18 protein-coding genes are annotated in these 21,843 nt (G+C 38.4%); 16 read left to right on the plus strand and 2 right to left on the minus strand.

Going from position 1 to position 21,843, the window contains the following annotated elements; translation table 11 throughout:
- Window positions 1-48 precede the first annotated feature (48 nt).
- The gene (locus tag AN389_RS13555) at window positions 49-432 is read left to right on the plus strand and encodes a DUF1294 domain-containing protein (protein WP_055020029.1); all 384 of its coding nucleotides are present in this window, start codon (window positions 49-51) and stop codon (window positions 430-432) included.
- A gap of 37 nt (window positions 433-469) precedes the next feature.
- Here AN389_RS13555 and AN389_RS13560 read toward each other — a convergent pair whose 3' ends face one another.
- On the minus strand, window positions 470-826 hold the full coding sequence (locus AN389_RS13560; RefSeq protein WP_055015760.1) for a PEGA domain-containing protein: 357 nt from the start codon (window positions 824-826) through the stop codon (window positions 470-472).
- A gap of 171 nt (window positions 827-997) precedes the next feature.
- A complete protein-coding gene (locus AN389_RS13565; RefSeq protein WP_055020030.1) occupies window positions 998-2,971 on the minus strand; it encodes a serine/threonine-protein kinase in 1,974 nt (657 codons plus the stop codon).
- Between the two features lie 484 nt (window positions 2,972-3,455).
- Here AN389_RS13565 and tagH point away from each other — a divergent pair, with 484 nt between their 5' ends.
- The 15 genes from tagH (at window position 3,456) to tssG (ending at window position 21,834) form a co-directional block, all read left to right on the plus strand.
- The gene (tagH, locus tag AN389_RS13570) at window positions 3,456-4,730 is read left to right on the plus strand and encodes a type VI secretion system-associated FHA domain protein TagH (RefSeq protein WP_055018338.1); all 1,275 of its coding nucleotides are present in this window, start codon (window positions 3,456-3,458) and stop codon (window positions 4,728-4,730) included.
- Window positions 4,731-4,745: 15 nt separating this feature from the next.
- Entirely contained in the window at window positions 4,746-5,210 is a 465-nt protein-coding gene (gene tssJ / locus AN389_RS13575) for a type VI secretion system lipoprotein TssJ (protein WP_055015757.1), read from the plus strand.
- A gap of 14 nt (window positions 5,211-5,224) precedes the next feature.
- Entirely contained in the window at window positions 5,225-6,553 is a 1,329-nt protein-coding gene (gene tssK / locus AN389_RS13580) for a type VI secretion system baseplate subunit TssK (RefSeq protein WP_055018337.1), read from the plus strand.
- Between the two features lie 20 nt (window positions 6,554-6,573).
- Window positions 6,574-7,854 (plus strand): type VI secretion system protein TssL, long form, encoded by a 1,281-nt coding sequence (gene tssL, locus AN389_RS13585; protein ID WP_055020031.1) that lies wholly within the window; start codon window positions 6,574-6,576, stop codon window positions 7,852-7,854.
- Window positions 7,855-7,864: 10 nt separating this feature from the next.
- Window positions 7,865-11,374: a type VI secretion system membrane subunit TssM gene (tssM, locus tag AN389_RS13590; protein WP_055020032.1), complete on the plus strand. Its 3,510-nt coding sequence runs from the start codon at window positions 7,865-7,867 to the stop codon at window positions 11,372-11,374.
- Window positions 11,356-12,084, plus strand: coding sequence for a type VI secretion system-associated protein TagF (gene tagF / locus AN389_RS13595; protein WP_055015753.1), 729 nt, complete (start codon window positions 11,356-11,358; stop codon window positions 12,082-12,084). Before tssM ends, tagF begins: the two co-directional genes overlap by 19 nt.
- On the plus strand, window positions 12,077-12,874 hold the full coding sequence (locus tag AN389_RS13600; RefSeq protein ID WP_055018333.1) for a PP2C family serine/threonine-protein phosphatase: 798 nt from the start codon (window positions 12,077-12,079) through the stop codon (window positions 12,872-12,874). Before tagF ends, AN389_RS13600 begins: the two co-directional genes overlap by 8 nt.
- 186 nt (window positions 12,875-13,060) lie before the next feature.
- The gene (tssA, locus tag AN389_RS13605) at window positions 13,061-14,173 is read left to right on the plus strand and encodes a type VI secretion system protein TssA (protein ID WP_055018332.1); all 1,113 of its coding nucleotides are present in this window, start codon (window positions 13,061-13,063) and stop codon (window positions 14,171-14,173) included.
- Window positions 14,174-14,189: 16 nt separating this feature from the next.
- Complete coding sequence (gene tssB, locus AN389_RS13610) at window positions 14,190-14,693, plus strand: type VI secretion system contractile sheath small subunit (RefSeq protein WP_055018331.1); 504 nt, start codon at window positions 14,190-14,192, stop codon at window positions 14,691-14,693.
- Entirely contained in the window at window positions 14,690-16,180 is a 1,491-nt protein-coding gene (gene tssC, locus AN389_RS13615) for a type VI secretion system contractile sheath large subunit (RefSeq protein ID WP_055018330.1), read from the plus strand. The genes tssB and tssC (AN389_RS13615) overlap by 4 nt, the downstream gene beginning before the upstream one ends.
- Window positions 16,181-16,216: 36 nt before the next feature.
- The gene (gene tssC / locus AN389_RS13620; RefSeq protein WP_055018329.1) at window positions 16,217-17,743 is read left to right on the plus strand and encodes a type VI secretion system contractile sheath large subunit; all 1,527 of its coding nucleotides are present in this window, start codon (window positions 16,217-16,219) and stop codon (window positions 17,741-17,743) included.
- Between the two features lie 2 nt (window positions 17,744-17,745).
- Complete coding sequence (locus AN389_RS13625; RefSeq protein WP_055018328.1) at window positions 17,746-18,522, plus strand: type VI secretion system accessory protein TagJ; 777 nt, start codon at window positions 17,746-17,748, stop codon at window positions 18,520-18,522.
- Between the two features lie 17 nt (window positions 18,523-18,539).
- Window positions 18,540-19,025 carry a type VI secretion system baseplate subunit TssE gene (tssE, locus tag AN389_RS13630; RefSeq protein WP_055018327.1) on the plus strand — a complete coding sequence of 162 codons (486 nt, stop codon included), beginning with the start codon at window positions 18,540-18,542 and terminating at the stop codon, window positions 19,023-19,025.
- Complete coding sequence (tssF, locus tag AN389_RS13635; RefSeq protein ID WP_055020033.1) at window positions 19,022-20,848, plus strand: type VI secretion system baseplate subunit TssF; 1,827 nt, start codon at window positions 19,022-19,024, stop codon at window positions 20,846-20,848. Before tssE ends, tssF begins: the two co-directional genes overlap by 4 nt.
- Window positions 20,845-21,834: a type VI secretion system baseplate subunit TssG gene (tssG, locus tag AN389_RS13640; protein WP_055020034.1), complete on the plus strand. Its 990-nt coding sequence runs from the start codon at window positions 20,845-20,847 to the stop codon at window positions 21,832-21,834. Before tssF ends, tssG begins: the two co-directional genes overlap by 4 nt.
- Window positions 21,835-21,843 lie beyond the last annotated feature (9 nt).

Raw genomic sequence — 21,843 nt, forward strand, 5'->3', positions numbered from 1 at the left:
GGCTCTTATTATTTTGGTTTAACTCTTTTTAGTATAGGCGATCATGAATTGATAAATAAAACATTAATCATCTTCTCACTGCTTTTTTTGGCTGTGATTTGGCTTGCGTATCTATCTCAGTACTTGCCTATTTATGTACCAGGTTATATAAGCTCACTGAGCCTAATCACATATATAATTTACGCTTGGGATAAACGACAAGCAAAGCAATCAACGCATAAAAAAGTAAACCGCACACCTGAGCGCACACTACATATACTGGCGCTAGTTGGCGGTTGGCCCGGTGCACTCATTGCACAGCAATGGCTTAGGCATAAATCGCAAAAGCGACGTTTTATAGTGGTGTTATGGCTATGTATTTTTGGGAATGTGAGTGTAATAGGGGGTATTATATTGTTTGAAGAAAATGCGAGAGTTATGCCTTTAAATTAATGCGTATTTAAAGGCATAAATACAATTTACATGGTGTTTAGTTTGCAGCTTCAGTTTTTGCTACTTCATCTAGATTAACTGTAAGTATGGTTTTTTTATCAACCACGACCCACTTACGATAAGTTTGATAGCCAGGCTTGCTTACTTCAATATCGTATTCACCTTCTTTTAGTTCAATCGCGTCTTGGTATACCGGTTTGATATTCATAATACGCACGCGCGCGTCATTAGGGTTAGTAATTACGGTAAGTGAGATTGGAGCAACCACCTCGGCTACTTCAGCTTGAACATCGGCAACATTGTCTTCAACTTTTTGTTCAGTTTCATTCATATTTGAAGTGTTTGCACAGCCACTTAAAATGAGTAATGCTGCTAGTGCGGTTATTTTTTTCATTGGTACTCCATAAATCATTATAGTAATTAAAATTGCGAAATATCATGGAGGAGTACAAGCGTTAGCTTAACTCGTCATCCTTGACTTTCGTCGGTAAAACTAAGTGTTCATCAACTTTTAAAGTGTATTGTAAAAGCAAAGCCACAATCGCTTTGCTTTATAGTTAATAAGTTACAATAAAACATTATCAAGTGATTGAGTAATGGCTTCACTTCGCTCTACTAGTTGCTCGGCAGTACGATACATCTTTCTCTTCATTAAGGTATTCGCCATTGTAATGTATCGTTTAGATAACTCCTGTTTTAAAGAAACCAAAAGCGAAAAGTCTGATGGTAAATCCACTGACTCCACGTTAATTTGCTCTTCAAATTCTAATAGTTCTTTGTATTGCTCAACGCTTTCAAGTTTTTCTGTGTAGCGATCAAAGCGTGGCTGGTAAAATACAATAGCATCCGCTGTTGGAAATTGAGCTTGTAGGCCTTTATTGATTCTTTCTTGATACGAGCTAAGAGCGTCGATTGCCGCCTCTCTTTTGAGCAGTTCAGCAAATTGCAGCTCTTGTTTTTGCGTATCAGTAAAGATAGCTTTCCCTACGTTTAATAACGATTTTTGTTCAATAACGTTGTCTTCTTCTATAGCTTTTTCGAGCGCTAGCTTGTAATTATCAAAGTGAATTTGCGAAGGTTGATAGACGTAGGTGTCATCAACCTGTTTTAAATCAATAATTAGCTGAGGAATACTATTATTATCAACTTCGTTATAACGAGATTGTTCTAAAAGTAGATTAATTCGTGATGTAATATCAAAAATAATAGATTGCCTTTCTCTTAAAATACTCTCAAGCTGTACAGAGAGCTTTTCTGAGTCAGGGTAGTATTCAAGTGCTTGCGTGTAAACATCTATAGTTTCGTCGAAGTTCTTAAACTTGCCACCACTATTGTTTATCTGATTAGCCATACCATCGAAACTTTGCAAAACACTCTCTTGATTTACACGCAATAACCCTTGTTTTAAAACGTCGTATTGTGGCGGTATTTCAGAAAGTTTATCGAGTATGCTGGGGCCATTCCATGACATCCATGTTTTTACTTGTTGGTTTATAGCTTGAGCATTGTCTAACTTAGCTTCGAGCTGTTTTATAGTGTTGTTATTAGATAAGTAATATTGCCCTACCAATACTGAGGCAATTACCAAGCTTGCGACTAATGCGACAGCCGGTTTGTAATTTTGCTTTAATTTAGCTAAAACGGGATTGAGCGAGCTTAATCTATCAGACGCGTTTAATGCAATTGCTTTATTTAAGCTACCCCATAACCATAACGGACAGTTACTAGGGCGTTTTGCTGAGGTATCTTTCGCTAGTTTATCAGCTGCTACACGATTAAATGGATGTTTGCTGCTTAATAGCTCAAGCGCTATACATGCGTAAGAAAACACATCATCTTTAACTGAAGCCTCAGCTCCTTTAAGTTGCTCAGGGCTTGCATAGGTGGGAGTGTAACCACCTACAACAGCAGCATTTTGCTCGTTTTGAACAGCATAAGCATCTTCAATGGTTTTATGTTTTGCAATACCAAAATCAAGCACTTTTAAGTTGCCGTTAGAATCAAAAATAATATTTGATGGCTTTAAATCATTGTGGATGACACCGCGTGCATGTGCGTAAATCAGGGCATTAGCTAATTGCTCTAAAATCACCTTCGCTTTTTTAAACACCATACCTGTGGGTTTGTTTCTTTTTATTATTTGCTCAAGTGTTTCACCTTCAACAAGCTCCATCGTTACATAATGAAGATCGCCATCTGAACCTGCAGAATACACTTTAACAATATTGGGATGGGCTAACTGTTGTGTTTTAGTGGTTTCATCTTTAAGGAGAGTGATGGCCTCTTCTGAGTGTGAAAACTCTTCGAGTAACACCTTTATTGCAACAAATACTTCGGGGCGACTTGGGCTTTCTAAAAATAAATCCCTTGCACGATAGATATAACACATACCGCCCTGGCCAATTAATTCTTCAACCAAGTAACGAGCTGATATTTTTTTACCAATTAGGTTTAGTTTATTTTTAGCCTGTGGCTTTTTGAGATTTGAATCAAGCGACGCTATCTGAGTTTTATCGTTAGAGTTATTGATACCGCTCATTATAAATCCTTTTATTGTGTATATATAAATAATTGCAAAGGTGAATTTTTATCGTTTTTATCAATTCTCCCTTTGATAACTGCAGTATTTTTACAAAAAAAGATTACTTTAGCAATCTTTCTGGCGTAGAAGTTTCATACAAAATCGGTTACGTCGTCTGTTGAAACTCACTTAAAACTTATTTTTATTTTTAAACTTAAAAAATAACTTCCTTAAAACCGCTGCAAAAGGCGTTAAAGGTACATTCAGCGATAATCATTCACTTTATTTTTCATGAGATAAAGTTTGCGGAAGTGTGCTGAAAAAGGAACATTCAAACAGGAGTTTAATTATTGGATTTCATATTTCTAGGTTTATTAAATTTATCATTGTCTTCAAATTTAAATATCTGTGTATATTTTTATATATTAATTTCAATGTTGACAATAGTTTCGCTTCTACTTTATCCTACTGAAAATGTAGATTTATGGGACTGACTTATCAAATGGAACTGATACTAAATATAACTAGTTATCATAGACTCTCGCCTGAAATTGAAGCTTCTAAAACAACTAAACACTCCCTTATTTTCGGCCGGTCCGAAACGTGCGATTGGCATTTGCCCGATCCTGAAAAAATAATCTCTAGCCGGCACGGCCGTATCGAAAAAGAAGGCGATTCGTTTTATTTATACGATACCTCCACTAACGGAACGTTTGTTAATTTTGGCGTGTCTGCGCTTGGTCAAGGTAATAAACACCGTTTAGCGCACAGTGATGTAATTACTGTGGGGGATTTTCAAATTGAAGTCGAGTTAGCTGATTCTCAATCTACGACAGCATACACAGAAGCCCGCTCTAATACGGATGACTTTGCACTAAGAAATAGTGCTCCAGCACCCGAAATAGATAATTTTTCTTCAAGTGATTTATTTTTAAATGAATCTATTTTAGATGAGTCAATGCCTTCTGTTTCAATGAAAGAAGAAAGCATGGCACAGCCTGATAATCAAATTCCTGAAAATTGGGATGAATTATCACATCTAATGAACCCTGATGTATCAGTCTCACCGCAAAACCATTTTGATGATATTGCAGTGGCAGAGCTACCCGTTAACGTTGAGCCACAAAAAACACCAGAACCCGTTAAGCAGCCAGTAAAACAATCGCAAACACAGGCTAGTACCGCAAGCGCTAATTCCGCCTTATCTGAGGCGTTTTTAAAAGGTTTAGGTGTTAAAGCTGAGCTTCAAAATGCTCTCAATACACCTGAGTTATGGTTCGAAATGGGTCAAAGCTTAAATTTATTATTAAACGAGTTAATGGAGTCATTAAGACAACGAGCTTTGGTAAAAAATCAATTACGCTTGAATCAAACCATGTTTCAAACTAAACAAAATAACCCGATTAAGTTTTCTGCAGATATTGATGATGTTATTCAGAATTTATTCATCAGAAATAGTGCAAGCTTCCTGTCGTCTCGTGAATCAATTAAAGAAAGCTTTACTGATACTCGAAGACATGAACATGCTTTATTAGCAGGAGCTGATGGTGTACTTAAAGGGATTTTAGAGCAGGTTTCTCCTCAGCAGATATCCCAGCAAGTAAACGAAAACTCGAATGTATTAAAAATTATTCCAGGCCAGTCAGAAGCAAAATGTTGGAAGATATACCAAAGCCTTCATGAAGAGTTAGCACAGGACGTAAATGCCAAAGGTGCCATGGCGTTATCTGACGATTTTTTAAAGGCTTATAATGATAAAACTCAAGAAACGTTTTAGGAAGGAAAGTAAATAATGACTAAATTTAAGCTCTTTTTTATGAGCATTAGCCTACTCTTTTTGACGGTTGGGTGTACCACCGTTAACAAAATAGTGCCGCCTTCAACTGATTTAATTATTAATGTTTCTAAAGATGTAAATCCCGACACATCAGAGAGACCGTCGCCAGTTGTCATGAAAATATTTGAACTAAGTTCAAGAACTATTTTTGATACTCAGGATTTTTTTAGTTTATACGAAACACCTGAAAAACTATTAGGCCCAGATTTACTTAAAAAAGATGAGCTAGAACTACAACCAAACTCAGTACAAAAATACAAAATGAGCCTTAATAGAAATACCCGTTACGTGGGTGTTGTTGTGGCTTATAGAGATATCGACCAAGCAAGGTGGAGAGCAGTTATTGAGGTTGACCCTACTGGCTATGACGATATAAATGTAAATGTTGAAGCAATTGCAACATACATGAGAGAGCGATAAAAAGGATTTGTAAAATGGGTGACAACACTCGTGTTGCGTGGACTGAAGGGATGTTCTTAAGGCCGCAACATTTTCAACAATCAGATAAGCATTTTTCTAATTTAATAAACCAATTATGTAAGGGCAATTTATCTGATCCGTGGGGCATACTTGATATAAGTATAGACACACAGTTATTGGGCTCAGGGCAGTTAGCTCTTGAGTCTTTAAGTGCCATTACGCCAGACTTGCTCCCAATTGAAATGCCACAGTCTACTCCTTTACCTGAGCCATTAGTGGTTAATAAAGATGTGTACGATGAAGTGGTATACCTTGCCATCCCGGCAATCAAAAATAGTGGTATTAATATTTCAGCATTGGATGAGAATATTGTTACGCGCTATAAGCTAAATGACTTAACTGTAAGTGATGACTCACTAGGAACTCAATCCCAAGAGATTATTCAGGTTGCTAAAGTTTATAGCAAGCTTATGCTATCTTCTGATGACAGTGCTGGGTATATTTTACTGCCTGTTGCACGCATTATTGAAGTAAGTAGCGAAGGCAGCATTAAACTTGATACTAAATATATACCTCCCTCTTTAAAAGTGGGTCAATGCAAGCCATTACATGGTTTAGTAAGAGAAATAGGTTCTATGATAAAACAGCGCGCAGAGAGTATATCTGTACGTTTATGCCAAGGCTATGCAGGAAGCACTTCGGTTGCCGACTTCATCATGCTGCAAACCCTTAATAAATACGATGCTATTTTTGACAATCTACTTAGCGTGAATAACATCCACCCAAATGTATTTTATACTCGTCTTATCGAGCTTGCCGGCGAGCTATCGACTTTTAGCACTGCAAATAAACGAGTACCAAAGTTGCCTAAGTACGATCATAATAATTTGGCTAAAGTCTTTGCTGAAGTAGTCAATTTCTTATATCAATCTTTAAGCCATGTCATTGAACAAACTGCGACAGAAATTAAACTAGAACAAAGTAAGTTTGGTATTTCGTTTGGGGCACTAAAAGATAAGTCTATACTCAATTCGGCACAATTTGTTTTAGCAATTAAAGCAAGTGTACCGCACGAAGAGCTGCGAAAAATACTGCCCTCACAAATTAAGATCGGTAGTGTCGAAACTATACGCGACTTAGTTAATAACCAAATTCCTGGTATTACCATTAGTAACTTACCAACGGCACCGCGCCAAATCCCATACCATGCAGGTTTTCATTACTTTGAGTTAAACAAGCAGGGTGAACATTGGGAAAAACTTCGTTCAAGTGGTGGTATCGCTATCCACTTATCGGGTAATTACCCTGAGCTACAAATAAGCCTTTGGGCAATTAGAACTTAACTTTTAAAGGAAGAGTTTCAATGGATGAAACCATTATAAAACCTCGCCCTGGTAGACTAGGGCGTGACACTTCAAACACTCCTAATGTTGATAACGATACTGATAAAACAGTAATGTCTATTGAGCCCGCTGCCAGCAGTATTACTAATACGTCTAAAGTTTCAATTTTTAAAAACCCACTTTTAGAAGCGGCAACAGATTGTTTTTCAATTGTAATTTCTATTAGCCAAGCTAAAGAGATGACAAATATTGCTGCTTTAAAGCATCGCTGTGTTGAGGCTGTGAAGCGCTTTGAAGTTGAAGTGCGCAACCATGGGCTTTCTAAAGATGTAATCACTAACTCGCGTTATTGCTTGTGCGCGATTTTAGATGAATCAGTTTTAAATTCTAAATGGAGCTCAATGGAGTGGGCTGATGAGAGTTTACTATCGACGTTTCATAAAGAAACGTTTGGCGGTGAATACTTTTACACCCTGCTTGATAACGCACTGGCTCAACCTGAACAACACAAACAATTTATTGAGCTGCAGTACCATTGCTTGAATTTAGGCTTTAAAGGTAAATACAGATTAGACAACGGTGGCGATACTAAAATAGAAGAATATCGTTCTCAAATGTATCACCTTTTAAATCAATTAGATGGTCCATTGAACAATAAACTTTCACCTAATTGGAAGCAGCGTGTTGCCGCTGGCGTAGAGCTTAGAAATCAAGTTCCGCTTTGGGTGATTTTTTCAGTGTTGGGTTTAGTGCTGTTAATGGTTTACTTATTTATCAACATGAAACTAAACGACGGCGTTGCTTCACTTAACGACAAGCTAGCTGTGATTCACCCTATAGCGCAAAACGAAAGTATAGATAAAAAAGATAAACAACTATTAGTACTTGAGCAGTTACTGCAAACAGAAATTCAGATGGGGATAGTTACAGTAAAGAAAAACCTAGACCGCATACGAATTTCAATAAACAGCGAAAGCTTATTTAATCAGGGCGACGCAAAATTACTACCGTCAATTCAGCCCATTTTAGAAAAGCTAGCACTTAGTTTGGAAGGAACAAAAGGACGTATTTTAATTACTGGGCATACCGATGATACGCCTATTCGGACTGATAAATACCCATCAAATTGGCACCTTTCTTTAGCCCGTGCAACGCAAGTTGCTAATTCTATGGCTAAAAGTACAAACCTAAGTGGCCGTCTATGGCCTGAAGGTAAAGGTGCTGCAGAGCCTATCGCCAGCAATTCAGATTCAGCTTCTCGGTCACTAAACCGACGAATTGAAATCGATTTATTATTTTAATGAGGCTGACATGAGTTTTTCACACAAAATAAAAAAAATTACTTACGTACTCACTTCTAAAACAGCCATGTTAATTATCGGCTTTTTGGCGTTATCTTTATTAATTTGGTTTGGCGGCCCGCTTATTGCGGTTGCTGACTTTATTCCTTTAGAGAGTGTAGCGGCACGGCTGTTAACAATTTTGTTTGTTATTTTAGTGTTTGCTATCACCAAAATTTATAGCTTAACGCAACAAAGCAAACGCGATGAGAAAATGGCCGATGAGCTAATCGAAAGCGATGAGTCGAACAGTAACGAGGTGAATGAAGAGATCACCACGTTAAAAAACCGCATGAATGAGGCCATCAACTTACTTAAAGATGTAAAGCTATTTAAGGGTAAAAATATATATCAATTACCTTGGTATATTATGATTGGCCCGCCTGGGGCCGGTAAAACAACGGTTATTAATAACTCAGGCTTAGACTATCCGTTAAAAGATAAGTTAGGTGTTGATTTAGTGCACGGTGTAGGTGGTACACGAAACTGTGATTGGTGGTTCACTAATAAAGCCGTACTTATTGATACCGCAGGACGATACACAACACAAAGTAGCCACGCAAAGCATGACTCGCGCGCCTGGGAAGGCTTTTTAGGGCTTTTACGCAAGTACCGCCCGCTACGCCCCATTAATGGTGTAATGATCAGCATGGGTATTTCTGAGCTCATGAGTCAAACTAAAACAGAGCGTAATCTGCATGCCCGCGCAATTAAACAGCGCTTACAAGAATTACAAAATCAGTTGGGTATGACTTTTCCGGTGTACGTCATTCTTTCTAAAGTTGATTTAATTGAAGGTTTTAGAGAGTTTTTTGGCGAGCTTACAGAAGAGGAATGCGAGCAAGTTTGGGGGGTTACTTTTGAGTTAGACCTAGATAAAGACACTCAAGTTGAAGCGTTTAATAAAGAGTTTCACGCGTTAATTTCAAAACTGACAGAAATGCTTAATCGTAGGTTGATTAACGAGCGTAATGAAGAAATACGAGCCAAAATTTTTGAATTTCCGAGACAACTTCGTGTGCTGCAAGGTGTAGGCGATGCGTTTTTAAAAGAAATTTTTACCCCTAACGCCTATGAAGAACTCCCTATGTTTAGGGGCGTGTATTTGACCAGTGCCACTCAAGAAGGGAAGCCAGCTAGCTTTTTAAATGATGTAAACTCAGCAGATTCTAGCTATATAAATCAATCGAAAAGCTTCTTTATTAAAAACGTTTTAGAAGGTGTGATTTTCCCTGAGCAAAACCTAGCAAGTACTAACAAACATCACGATAAGCAGAACAAATGGCTGAGAGTAGGTAGTATTTCTTTAGCTAGTATTGCGGTAATTGGTTTTTCTATTTCGTGGTACTTTAGCTTTGCATGGAATAATAATTTAATGGCTGCTACAGATGAAGCCATTGAAACTTATCAGGAGCTAGATGGAGCCTCGTTTGATAGAAGTAACTTATTAGTATTAAACGACAGGCTCAATGCGCTAAGAAATTTACCAGCTAACAATCCTGCGTTAGTTGATGACGATGAATCTCAGTCGATAGGTTTTAATAAGCTTAATGAAATTAAACAGTCATCTACACAAGCCTATAACAGGTCTCTACAAACGTATTTAGAACCTTATATAGCCAATACGTTAATTAAAGAAATGGAAGCGCATCCAGAGCACCTTAGCTATTTATACGAGACGCTAAAGTGCTATTTAATGCTATTCCAACCTGAGTACTTTGAAAGTGAAGATATTTCGGCTTGGTTTAATGCATACCTTGAAAGAAACCTACCAGGTGATAAAAATGCGCTGACTCGTGGCCAGTTGATGAACCACATTGCTGCCTTATTAGAGCTTGGTGTTAGTCAAACAAAAATAGATAATCAAGCAGTGCGTATAGCTAGAGCTGAGTTAACTAAGTTACCAATAGCCGAAAGAGCATACCAACGCCTACAAGCTGATTTTCTTGATAGCAGCATTCCGCCGTTTAGGTTAACAGACATTATTAGTTTTGAAAGTGCGCAAAAATTCACGTTCAGAAACAATGGCGAGCTGACTCGAAGTATTCCTGGTTTATATACCTTTAACGGTTTTCACGGCATTTTTAATGTTGAGAAAAGTAAAATGCTTGGCAATTTGATGGCAAGCAGCTGGGTATATGGCGAGGAGGCATCGGGCACTTATGATATTTCTAAAGAAGAAATTGAAAAGAAATTAGAGCAACGTTATTTTCAAGATTATATCTTCTTTTGGCAGTCATTTATCGACGATCTAAGCCTAAATCAGTACAGCTCACCTGCTGAGGGTGTCAATATTACAGATGTACTAGCAGGTTCAGAAGCACCGATTAAAAACATTATTATGGCTGTGCAAAAAAATGTGCAATTAACCAAACTGCCGGTGTCAGAGAACCAAAAAGCAGCGGGTAAAGTTGCCGCTAATGCTGCTGAAATTGCAATGCAAACTAAAGCCAATAGAATTAAACGTTTTTTACCTGACGAAGCCCCTAAGTTTGATATCAAGCTACCTGGTTATCAGGTTGAGGAAGCGTTTGAAGATGTTATAAATATTGATACTCAGCAATTAGATAACATTCAGAAAAATCTCAGAGAACTTAATGTATATCTAACTAAGCTAGATAGAGGCGATCAGTTAAAGTCATCGATAAAAGATCAAATCAGTGGAAAAAGTAAACCAAGTTTCATTCGCCAACTTGAGTTTCAAAGCCGTGATCTACCTTACCCATTTAATAGTTGGTTATTAGATATAAGCAGAGATACCAGTAATATCACTAAAAATAGCGCTAACAGACACTTAAATGAGATTTGGAAAAGCCAGGTTTTACGCGAGTACAACGCAGCTATTGTGGGCCGATACCCATTCTCTCCTTATGCACAAAAAGAAGTGAATATGAAAGACTTTACACGTTTCTTTGGACCAGATGGCACCATTGATAGCTTCTTCACTAACTATGTAGCGCCTAGTGTGGATATGAGTTCGAGTCCGTGGAAGTTTGAAAAAGACATTGGCATAAGCGCTGATACTCTAGCCATGTTTGAACTAGCCCATCAAATTCAAACTGTGTTCTTCGATGGTGGAAGTGCAACTCCTAGAATTGAGTTTGGCTTACGTCCGCTATCGTTGGATAAAACTACATCGAGCTTAATGATTGAAATTGATGGTCAATCAATGATTTACCGCCATGGCCCCTTAAGAGTTACAAACTTTGTTTGGCCAGGCGCAAGTGGACAAAGTAAAACGCGAGTTGTATTCACGCCGCCTAATGGAGGGCGCTCTGTAAATACGACTTACCAAGGTGAATGGTCGCTTTATCGCATGTTGGATGAGTTGAGCGCTAAAAGAGCAAAAACACGTGAGGATTTAGAGTTACATTTTTCTCTCATGGGTAACAACGCAAAAGTTGAGCTATTGCCAAAATCAATTAGACATCCATTTTGGAATAAAAGTGTAGAGAAGTTTTCATGTCCGACCCGATTATAAATATAGGCTACCTTGGCAAAGTCCCTAGCTTAGGGGACTTTGTTCAAGACAGCGTTTCGAAAGAATTTTCAGAGCACTGGGAGCAATGGCTGCAAGCAGCTATTGCTGTAAGCAAAGAACAGTTGGGTGACAATTGGCAAGATAACTACCTAACAGGCCCTGTATGGCATTTTGCATTATCGCCAAATATTGTCGGTGATAAAGGTGTAATGGGAACTCTGTTACCGAGCATGGATGCAGTAGGGCGTCATTATCCATTTACGGTAGCCAGTACATTAGAAGTTGCGCCAATAGAAGTATTAAATTCGGGCGTCTTCTCCTTAGAGTATGAAGACACTGTACTTAAAGTGCTAGATAGCTCTGTTGACCTTTTCATGTGGAGAAAAGAGGTTGCTAAATCGATAAGAACGCTTTCAGAGCCTAAAAAGCAGCTTAGTATTTCTCTCTCTAGTGACAAAAATAAAGAGGGTGAAGCATTTGAGTTCTCAGGTGATGAGCTATCAAGTGATGTTTTAAAAGACGCCCTTCATGCACTTTTATATAAAAAGCATGGTGACTATAGTGTTTGGTGGACTCACGGTTCATGCAATATAAAGCCTATGATGCTCGTTACTTCAGGACTACCGCCTGTTAACCAAGTTGCAGCTATGTTAGATGGCCGATGGAAGCATTGGGAATGGAATTACACACAGGTAAAAAATAGTGATTAGCAATTTAAGTACAAGTTACGCAATAACTCATCGCGGTGCTGTTAGGCAATTAAATGAAGACTCCCATGTCGAAATTAACAGCCATAACTTATGGGTAGTAGCCGATGGAATGGGCGGACATGAAGCGGGTGAAGTTGCAAGCCAGCTTGTTGTTGACGTGATTAGAGCAAAAGTAGAAGAAAAGACATTAGCTACGCTTAGCGTTTCGCATATTGTTTCAGCTATTGAAGATGCAAATCGTCAATTAAATGAATACAGTGCTCAGTACTTAGGAAGCAAAACAGCGGGCAGTACAGTAACTGCTTTATTTATAAAAGATAATCAATATTACGTTTTATGGGTAGGCGACAGCAGAGCATACATGCTACGAAATGGTCAATTACAGCAAATATCGCGGGACCATAGCCAAGTGAACGATCTTATCGATGAAGGCGTAATTTCAGTTGAGGAAGCGAAAACGCACCCGCTTTCGAATGTGATTACACGCGCTGTGGGCGTTACAGACGAAGTTAAAGTAGATGTAGTACAAGGTGAAGTAAATACTAATGATATTTTCTTGCTTTGTTCAGATGGGTTAACAGGTGAATTGTCTGATGAAGAAATATGTTTGTCATTAGAACCTAATAGTATTATAGATTCAGGTATGGCGCTTATGCATTCTTCTTTAGTAAGAGGTGCACGTGATAATGTTACCTGTATTATAATAAAATACGGTCATGAAAATTTTAGTAGCAAATCGGAAACATACAAAATTCAAGATGAAGCTACAATTCCACTTTTTACTAAATAATTATTTTTTAATAATGATATAAATTTAGGTGTTAATTAATTTATAATACAGGTTCATTGTTTATATAATTGCAATTCTTATGATTTGAACGCAATTGTAACTGGGCTTGTATTTTAATATAAAGAATGTAATATGAAATCCGCTCCGCTTTATTGGAGTTTTATGGATAATTATTAGGACGACGGAATGTTTGTATTTGAAGAGTATATTTCCCCTATTTCTGAAACTGAAATCGCAGGCTTAGACCCGCGCTCGGATGTTTCTCCTACGTCGACTTATTACGCCTTAAAAGATTTAAGAAACCAACTTCGTGCCGCAGAAAGAAACGCGCTAGTAGACGAGGAGGGTATTTCATCACTTGCTCGCGACTGGTTACCTTTACTAGAACAATGCAGCAACGCGCTAAAAACAGAAAGCAAAGATATTGAGTATTTAGCGTGGTTTATTGAAGCTCTTTGTCGAATCCATGGTTTTAAAGGACTTGCTTTTGGCTTTAAAGTGGCCAGCCACTTATTAGATAATTATTTCGACGCGCTATATCCCTCCCTTGATGCAGACGATGAAATTTCGGACAAAGTATCAGCGCTTGGCGGATTAAATGGTTCCGCAGGTGAGGGGACTCTGATTATCCCCATTAAGAGCATACTTTTAACTGACAGTGTTAGCTTAGACCCTTTTACATTTTGGGAGTATCAGCAAGGTTATGATATTTCGAGGCTAAATGATGAGAAAAGAGAGAAAAAGCTAGCACAGGGCGCGGTCGATTTTGAATTAATCGAAAAAAGTGCTGCAGAGACAAGTACAGAATTTTTTGTAACGTTAAAACAAGATATTGAAGAGGCGATTACTGAGTTTGCCCAGCTTAGCGATGTGATGGATAAAGTGACGGGGCAGCCGCAACCTACCTCAAATATTAAACAAGCGCTTGAGGTAAGTTTGGCGGCCGTTAATCATATTGCTGCAGACAAACTTGTTGCAGCAGAACAGGCGTTAATATCAGAGCAAACGCAAGAGCAACTCACTCAAAACGATGAAGAGCAAAATGCAGTTGAGGCGCCTAAAAAGGCCATTAGCCAAGCAATTGATTCACGTGAGAATGCAATAAATAAGCTTAAAGAAATAGCGGCGTTTTTTAGAAAAACCGAACCGCATTCTCCAATGTCATACACGATAGAACAAGTGATTCGATGGAGCGAATTATCGCTGCCTGAATTATTAAATGAATTAATAACAGATAGTGATGCTAGGACCGGGTACTTTAAGTTGTCTGGCATTAAGATCAGCGAAACTGAAACATAAGTAAAAGGAGTTCTCTATGAGTATCCATGATAAATTAAAACGAGTACGTAAGCCTCGCGTTCACATCACTTATGATGTTGAAACTGAAGGAACTGCGGTAAAAAAAGAATTACCATTTGTTGTTGGTGTAATGGGTGATTTTTCAGGTGATAACACTGAAGCACTAAAGCCGTTAAAAGATAGACGCTTTATTCAAATTGATCGTGAAAACTTTAATGATGTTTTAAAACGCATGAGCCCTTCGTTAAAACTCGTTGTAGAAAATACACTGAGTGATGATGACTCTCAATTTGAGGTTAACCTTAGCTTTAAATCAATCGATGACTTTGAGCCGGCTGCGGTTGTTAATCAGGTTGAACCATTGCGTAAGCTAATGGAAACACGTAATAAATTACGCGATCTAATGACCAAGATTGACCGCTCAGAAGAGCTAGAAAATGTTTTAGAAGAAGTATTAAGTAATACTTCAAGCCTTGATTCTATTGCTAAGGAACTTAAGCTAGAGGAGACTGAAAAATGAGTGCAGAGCAACTAAGTACTGAATTAGAGTCAACAGCTGAGGCAAGCTCATCGTTACTAGAGCAAGCAATTGGCGCCACTAAGCAAACTGATGCAAGTCGTGCAGAAGAGCTACTTAAAACGTTAACTGAAGAGGCATTAAAAGGCACAGTTCAATGGAATAAAAACATGACTGTGACGTTTAATGAAGCAATTCAATTAATCGATCAGAAAATATCAAAGCAGCTTAGTGTTGTTATGCACAGCGACGAGTTTCAAAAGTTAGAAGGTTCTTGGCGTGGGTTACACCACCTTGTAATGAACTCTGAAACAAGCTCAACGCTTAAAATTCGTGTTTTAAACATGAAGAAAAAAGAACTACATAAAGATTTAAGCAAAGCTGTTGAATTTGATCAAAGCCAAACATTTAAAAAGATTTACGAGTCTGAATTTGGTACACCAGGTGGCGAACCTTATGGCACCATTGTGGGTGACTTTGAATTTACTAACCACCCAGAAGATGTTGAAACGTTAAGCTTAATGTCGAATGTGGCAGCGGCTGGCTTCTGTCCATTTATTGCAGCTTCTTCTCCGTCTTTATTTGGCTTTGATAACTGGGAAGAATTGACTAAGCCTCGTGATCTAGAAAAAGTGTTTGAATCATTAGAGTACACAAAATGGCGCTCGTTCAGAGACAGCGATGATTCGCGTTTTGTATCGCTAACTATGCCTCGTTTCTTATCACGCTTACCTTACGGTGCTGCTTCTAAACCTGTAGAAGAGTTTAACTTTGAAGAGTTTGAAGTTGAACCAAAAGCAGGCCGTTCAGTAAGTACTGATAATAGCGACTACTGCTGGAGTAATGCTGCTTACGCAATGGCTACTAATATGACCAAAGCGTTTTCACAATACGGCTTTTGTACTGCAATACGTGGTGCTGAAGGCGGCGGCAAAGTTGAAGGTTTACCAACCCATATTTTCACAAGTGATGATGGCGATCCGGATCTTAAATGCCCAACGGAAATTGGTATAACAGACCGTCGTGAAGCAGAGCTTAGTAAACTGGGTTTCTTACCTTTATGTCACTACAAAAATACTGATTATGCCGTTTTCTTTGGTGGCCAAAGCTGTCAAAAACCGCAAGTATATTCAACGCCTGACGCGACGGCTAATGCTGCTATTTCAGCACGCTTACCCTATTTAATGGCTACATCTCGTTTTGCACATTACTTAAAAGTTATGGCGCGCGATAAAATTGGTAGCTTTATGGAAGCAGAAGATGTTGAATCATGGCTAAACCGTTGGATTCTATCGTATGTAAATGCGACAGAGGGCGGTGGTCAAGATATCAGAGCACGCTACCCGTTAGCCGATGCGAAAGTATCAGTTAAAGAAATACCAGGTCAGCCAGGTGCTTATAACGCAGTGGCATGGTTAAGACCTTGGCTACAAATGGAAGAGCTTACTTCTTCATTACGTCTTGTAGCTAAAATTCCAGAGATTGGTTAATTAACTAATCTTTAGCGTTAAGGATAATGCAGTAAAATGAATCACGAAGAGTTTTCATTTATAAATCAAGACTACGCTTTTCATCAAAAGTCGCAGTCTAGAATTAGCGATAATGATGCTTTGCTTGATAGGTTTTTAAACGAGAAAAACTTAGATAAGGCACTGTTATTGTGGCTTGAAGGCTCTTCTGATTCTCCCATTTCTTGGACCAAAGAATCGCTTGGTCCTTACTTACAACGAATTATTGTTGAACTCGATCAATTAATTTCTCAGCAACTAAATAGTATTATTCATGATGCGCGCTTTCAAAAGATAGAGGCTAGCTGGCGTAATCTATGGTGGTTAACCCTTCAAACAGAACAATACGACAAAGAAAATAAAGTAAAAATAAAAGTATTAAACTGTGATTGGGCAACCCTCTCTAAGGATGTCAGTAAAGCAATAGATTTCGACCAAAGTTACTTTTTTCAGTTACTTTATCAAAGTGAATTTGATAGTGCCGGTGGTGAGCCTTTTGGTGTGGTAATTGGCGACTACGAAATTAGTAATATGCCTTCTAATGGCACTATTTATAACGACATTGATACTATTAAAGAAATCTCGCGTACCGCAGCAGCCGCATTTTCTCCCTTTATATGTTCAGCGTCCCCTAATCTCTTTGGCGCAGATAGTTTTTCTGATCTTGGGTATTACGCAGATTTATTTAATCAATTTGAACAGCCTGAATATGTAAAATGGCAAAGCTTTAGAGAAATGGAAGAGGCGCGCTTTGTTGGTTTAACGTTGCCACATGTTTTAGTAAGAGCACCTTACAGCAACGATGGTAAACGCCATCAAGATTTTTATTTTAAAGAACAAATTAAAAACCCCGAAACAGATATGCTATGGGGTAACGCTGCGTTTCAGTTTGTATCAACAATAGTTAGAGCGTACTGTGATAGTGGCTGGTTTGGGCATATTAGAGGCATAGAGCCGGGAAAAGTATCAAAAGGGCTAGTTACAGGCCTCGCCAAAGATAGTTTTGCAAATGATACATACCAAAAAGAAGCAAAACCACCACTTGATTTATTAGTGACAAGCAAATTTGAAAAACAGTTTTCTGAACTTGGTTTTATTCCAGCCTCATCAGTAACCAATACTGAGCATATTGTTTTTTATAGCAACGCCTCGGTCCAAAAAGCAAAAAATTACGAATCTAGTGCAGCTAACATTAATGCGCGCCTTTCATCTATGTTGCAGTACATTTTATGCGTATCTCGTTTTGCACATTATTTAAAAATATTAGCACGGGACAGAGTGGGCTCTTACATAAATGCCCATGCGTGCGAACGTGACCTACAGTCATGGATCAACAATTATACAACCGCATCAGACTCTGCATCAGAGCAAATCAGAAGTAAATACCCACTGAGTAATGCGCGTATTAAAGTAAGTGAAAACAAAGCAAACCCAGGTCATTTTTTTTCTGTTTTACAATTACAACCCCATTTTCAATTAGATCAAATGGTCTCGAGCATTAAATTAATAACAGAGCTCAGTCCTCACCACAAAATAAAGGAATAACCATGAAGAAAATACATAGCTCGATTCGCGAGGGAAAACTAACTGAAGCACTCTCTTTATGTGCTACAGAGCTTCAAGATGAGCCTTTGAATTTTGACATAAGAAGTATCTATGCAGAATTACTTTGCATCAATGGTGATCTAGAAAAAGCAGATAAACAACTCGACTTTATGGTTCAAAAGAATCCTGAGTTTGCTGTCGGTGCTGTAAATCTTAGACATTTGATCCGTGCTCAGCAATCACGAATAGACTTTTACCAAGGTAAAGGGATCCCTAAATTATTTCATGATGCTGATGAGATAGACACATTGTTTTTAAAAATGCATGTTGCATTGCTAGAGGGCGAAATAGACGAAGCAGCTGAGCTTTCTGCGCAAATGGAAGTTTTAAGAGTTAAGACATTAAGTGATGCAGAGTCTGTGGCACGCGACTTGGACGATACATTAAACCCTTATTTAGAGGTGCTAGGCACAAATGGTGAATTCTACTTGGCAAATTTTAATGAAATTGAGTCGATAAAAGTAGAGCCTGTAAGTTCAGTATTAGAAAGTATTTGGCTGCGCGTTGAAATAACGATTAAAGAAGGCCCTTCAGGTACAGCGCACTTACCGCTTGTCTATGCCAATGCTGAATCGGATCTAGAAAAATTAGGTCAGGTCACGGATTGGGTTGAACTAAAAGATGAATTTATTATTGGTAAAGGCATGAAAATGCTGTTTGTGAATGATGAAGCCATCACAATTCCTAATTTAAAAATTAATGCTGTAGAAGCAGCATAATTTATATTTGAGCAATAATGATAGAACATAAGCAGCAGCTTCAAGCATCAATTTTAGATAGGCTCATTGATGATGAGCCTGACTTTCAAGATGCCCCATCGCGTACCGAAGGGATCACAATAAGTGAGCTACGCAAAAATGTGCGAAGAGACATAGAAGCGCTGCTCAATGCCCGAATACAATGGCATACGTGGCCTGCACAATATAGTGAGCTTGCTACATCGTGTTTATCGTACGGTTTACCTGATTTTTCAAGTATGTCGGTCAGTTCGCATGAAGGCCGAGCACTGCTATGCGAGACAGTTAAAAACACTATTTTAAAATTTGAGCCACGATTTTTAGAAGTTGAAGTATTTACTGATGAGGAAGTGCCGGTTAACCGCGTTTTAAACTTGCGTATTAATGCGCTCTTATACGCTGATCCTGAGCCAGAATTTATAAGCTTTGATTCAGAAGTAGAGCCTGTAAATTTAGGTATGAAGATTATTGAGGCATCTTTATGAACGATGAATTATTAAAGTATTACAATCGTGAATTAGCATTTGTGCGTCATTTAGGTAAAGACTTTGCTGAAAAATACCCAAAAGTAGCAGGTCGCTTAAAGCTCAGTGAAGATCATGTTGAAGACCCTCATGTATCACGACTTATTGAATCGTTTGCGTTTTTAACTGCCAATATTAGGCAAAAGCTAGATGACAGTTTTCCTGAACTAACAGATGCTTTGTTAGGTCAAATGCTCCCAGATTACCAAGCACCTATCCCTTCTATGTCGATAGTAAAACTAGAAGCCGAAAACCTTTCAACCGCAGGTGTTGTAATTCCAAGAGCAAGTGAGGTTGAAACTAACGTGGATTCAATGAAGCAATGTAAGTTTCAAACCTGTTACGAAACCTACCTTTGGCCCATTGAAATTACGAAAGCCCAGTTTGATAACAGTCCTTTTGTTGCCCCTAAGCCGCGTTGGCATGAAAAGGCAAAGTCTATATTTAAGTTAGAGCTTACTGGTGAATATAAGGGTGTATCACTTGCTGAAACGGGTTTAGAAAAACTTCGTGTATATATAAACGGGCAATGGCACCATACTCTTAAAGTTTATGAACTTTTATTTAAACACAGCATTGGTTTAGCCGTAGATAATGGCGAAGAAGGCATCAAATACTTATCAAAAAACCAATTAAAAGCGGTCGGGTTTGAAACACACGAATCCGTTGTCCCTTACTCTCAGCGCTCTGCTGCCGGGTATCGATTACTGGTTGAAAACTTCACCTTTCCTGAGAAGTTTCGTTTTTTTGAACTTGAAGGTATACGTGGTGCATTGCCTAAAAACTCCAACAAATGTGATATTTATATATACCTTGATACCGAATCAAGTGAGCTTGAAAAACAGGTTGATGAGGATATGTTTTTGCTCGGATGTACGCCAATAATTAACTTATTCGAACAAGAGCTTGAGCCAATTCGCCCTGAAATAAGCGAATATGAGTATCAACTTGCACCACGTTATATGGACTCAGAAATTTCAGAAGTAATTGGTATTTCAGAAGTTATAGCGTTTGATCACAAAGGTAATAAACAAGTTGTTGCACCATTTTATGGACAAACTCATCCAAATTATCAAGGTCATGAAGATTTATTTTGGCATATAAGAAGAGAGACAGCGTCGTGGGCGGGCGGATATGTAGAGTCTGGAACCGAGACATTTATGTCATTGGTAGATGCAAAATTTGAAAACAGTGCGATGGAGTATGGTGAAGGTAACTCTGTACTGACTGTACGCGCACATTGCAGTAACCGTAATTTACCTGCAAGTATGCCATTTGGCGACGATGAGCTTGGGTTGCTGATGCCAGAGCGCGGCGATGTGATTAAAAAAATTCGTTGTTTAGCGCCTTTTACGCATGCAGTGAGACCCGTATTAGCTGATGCAACGCGCTGGCAGCTTGTTAACCATTTAACGCTTGATACTTTTAGTGGTGAAGATGCGTGTAATAAATTAAAAGAAGTACTTCGTCTATATGACTTTAGAGCATCGCCTCAAACCAAAGGCCTTATAGATAATATATATCGCGTTAGTATTGAGCCTGCAACTGCACGTGTTATTCAAAAAGGCAGGGTAAGTTTTGTAACTGGCAGCGAAATAGAAATTACTTTTGCTAACGATGACTTTTCGGGTAGTGGCATGTTCTTTTTTGCAGCTGTATTGGATCATTTCTTTGCCCAGTTTGCCGCTATAAATAGTTACACACGTTTGAGCTTGCGTTTAAAAGAGCAAGAGCAAATATATTATCAGTGGCCTGCACGCGTAGGTGATAGACCATTACTATGATAAAGCAACTGATCGCCCAAGCTTCTCAAGTCGATTTTTATAAAGCGGTTTTCATAATTGAAAACCAGCTTAAAAAGCGTGGCTTAGATTATCGCCACGTTGGCTACGATAGCAACCCAAAACAAGAATTAATAAAATTTACGGCAACACAAAAGTTTGGCTACCCGGGAAATTCAATTACTAAGCTTGAAGAAGCTGGTTTTGAAGATGGCTTGCACAAAGTAAATATACAGGTGTCATTTATGGGGTTAACTGGCTGCTCTGGTGCATTACCGCAATTTTATAGCGAACTGGTTATGCAAAGGCTGCGCTATAAAGACACGACCATGCGCGATTTCTACGACATGTTTAATCATCGCCTGATCTCTTTGTATTACCGAGCTTGGAAAAAATATAAGCCTTCATTAAACCATGTAAACAATGACAAAAATAAAGACCCATATACCAAAATTTTGGGGCTCCTAAGTGGTGGCTATAATGAACATCAGTTGCATTTTTCGGGTCTGTACAGCCGAAAAATTCGCAATGCATTTGATTTACAAAGTGTGCTCAGTTCATACCTTGGCTGCGAAGTGAAAATAAAACAAATGGTTGGTCAATGGCATGAACTTCACGAACAAGAGCAAACACGTCTTGCAAGCCAAGTACTATTTGAAGGTCAGCATGCTCAGTTAGGTGTAGATACCATGCTAGGTAAAAAGGTTTGGGATGTCTCTTCTAATATTGAAGTGCATATAAAATCAAATGAACCAAAAAAAGCAAAACTTCTTTTACCAAAAGGGGCTTTGTTTGAACTAGCAAATAAAATTACGAAAGACTACGTTGGAAATTCAATTCAGTTCCGCTTAGTTATTGAAACTGACTTTCAGCATTTAGGCGCCGCTCAGCTGGCTAAGAATGACTGCCAATTAGGCGCAAATTCTTTTTTAGCGGTACAAAATAACAAATCAAAATCTAACCCTACTAAGTTATCGTTTAAGGGATAATTAAAATTA

Source organism: Pseudoalteromonas sp. P1-7a (assembly GCF_001401855.1).
Classification (GTDB): domain Bacteria; phylum Pseudomonadota; class Gammaproteobacteria; order Enterobacterales; family Alteromonadaceae; genus Pseudoalteromonas.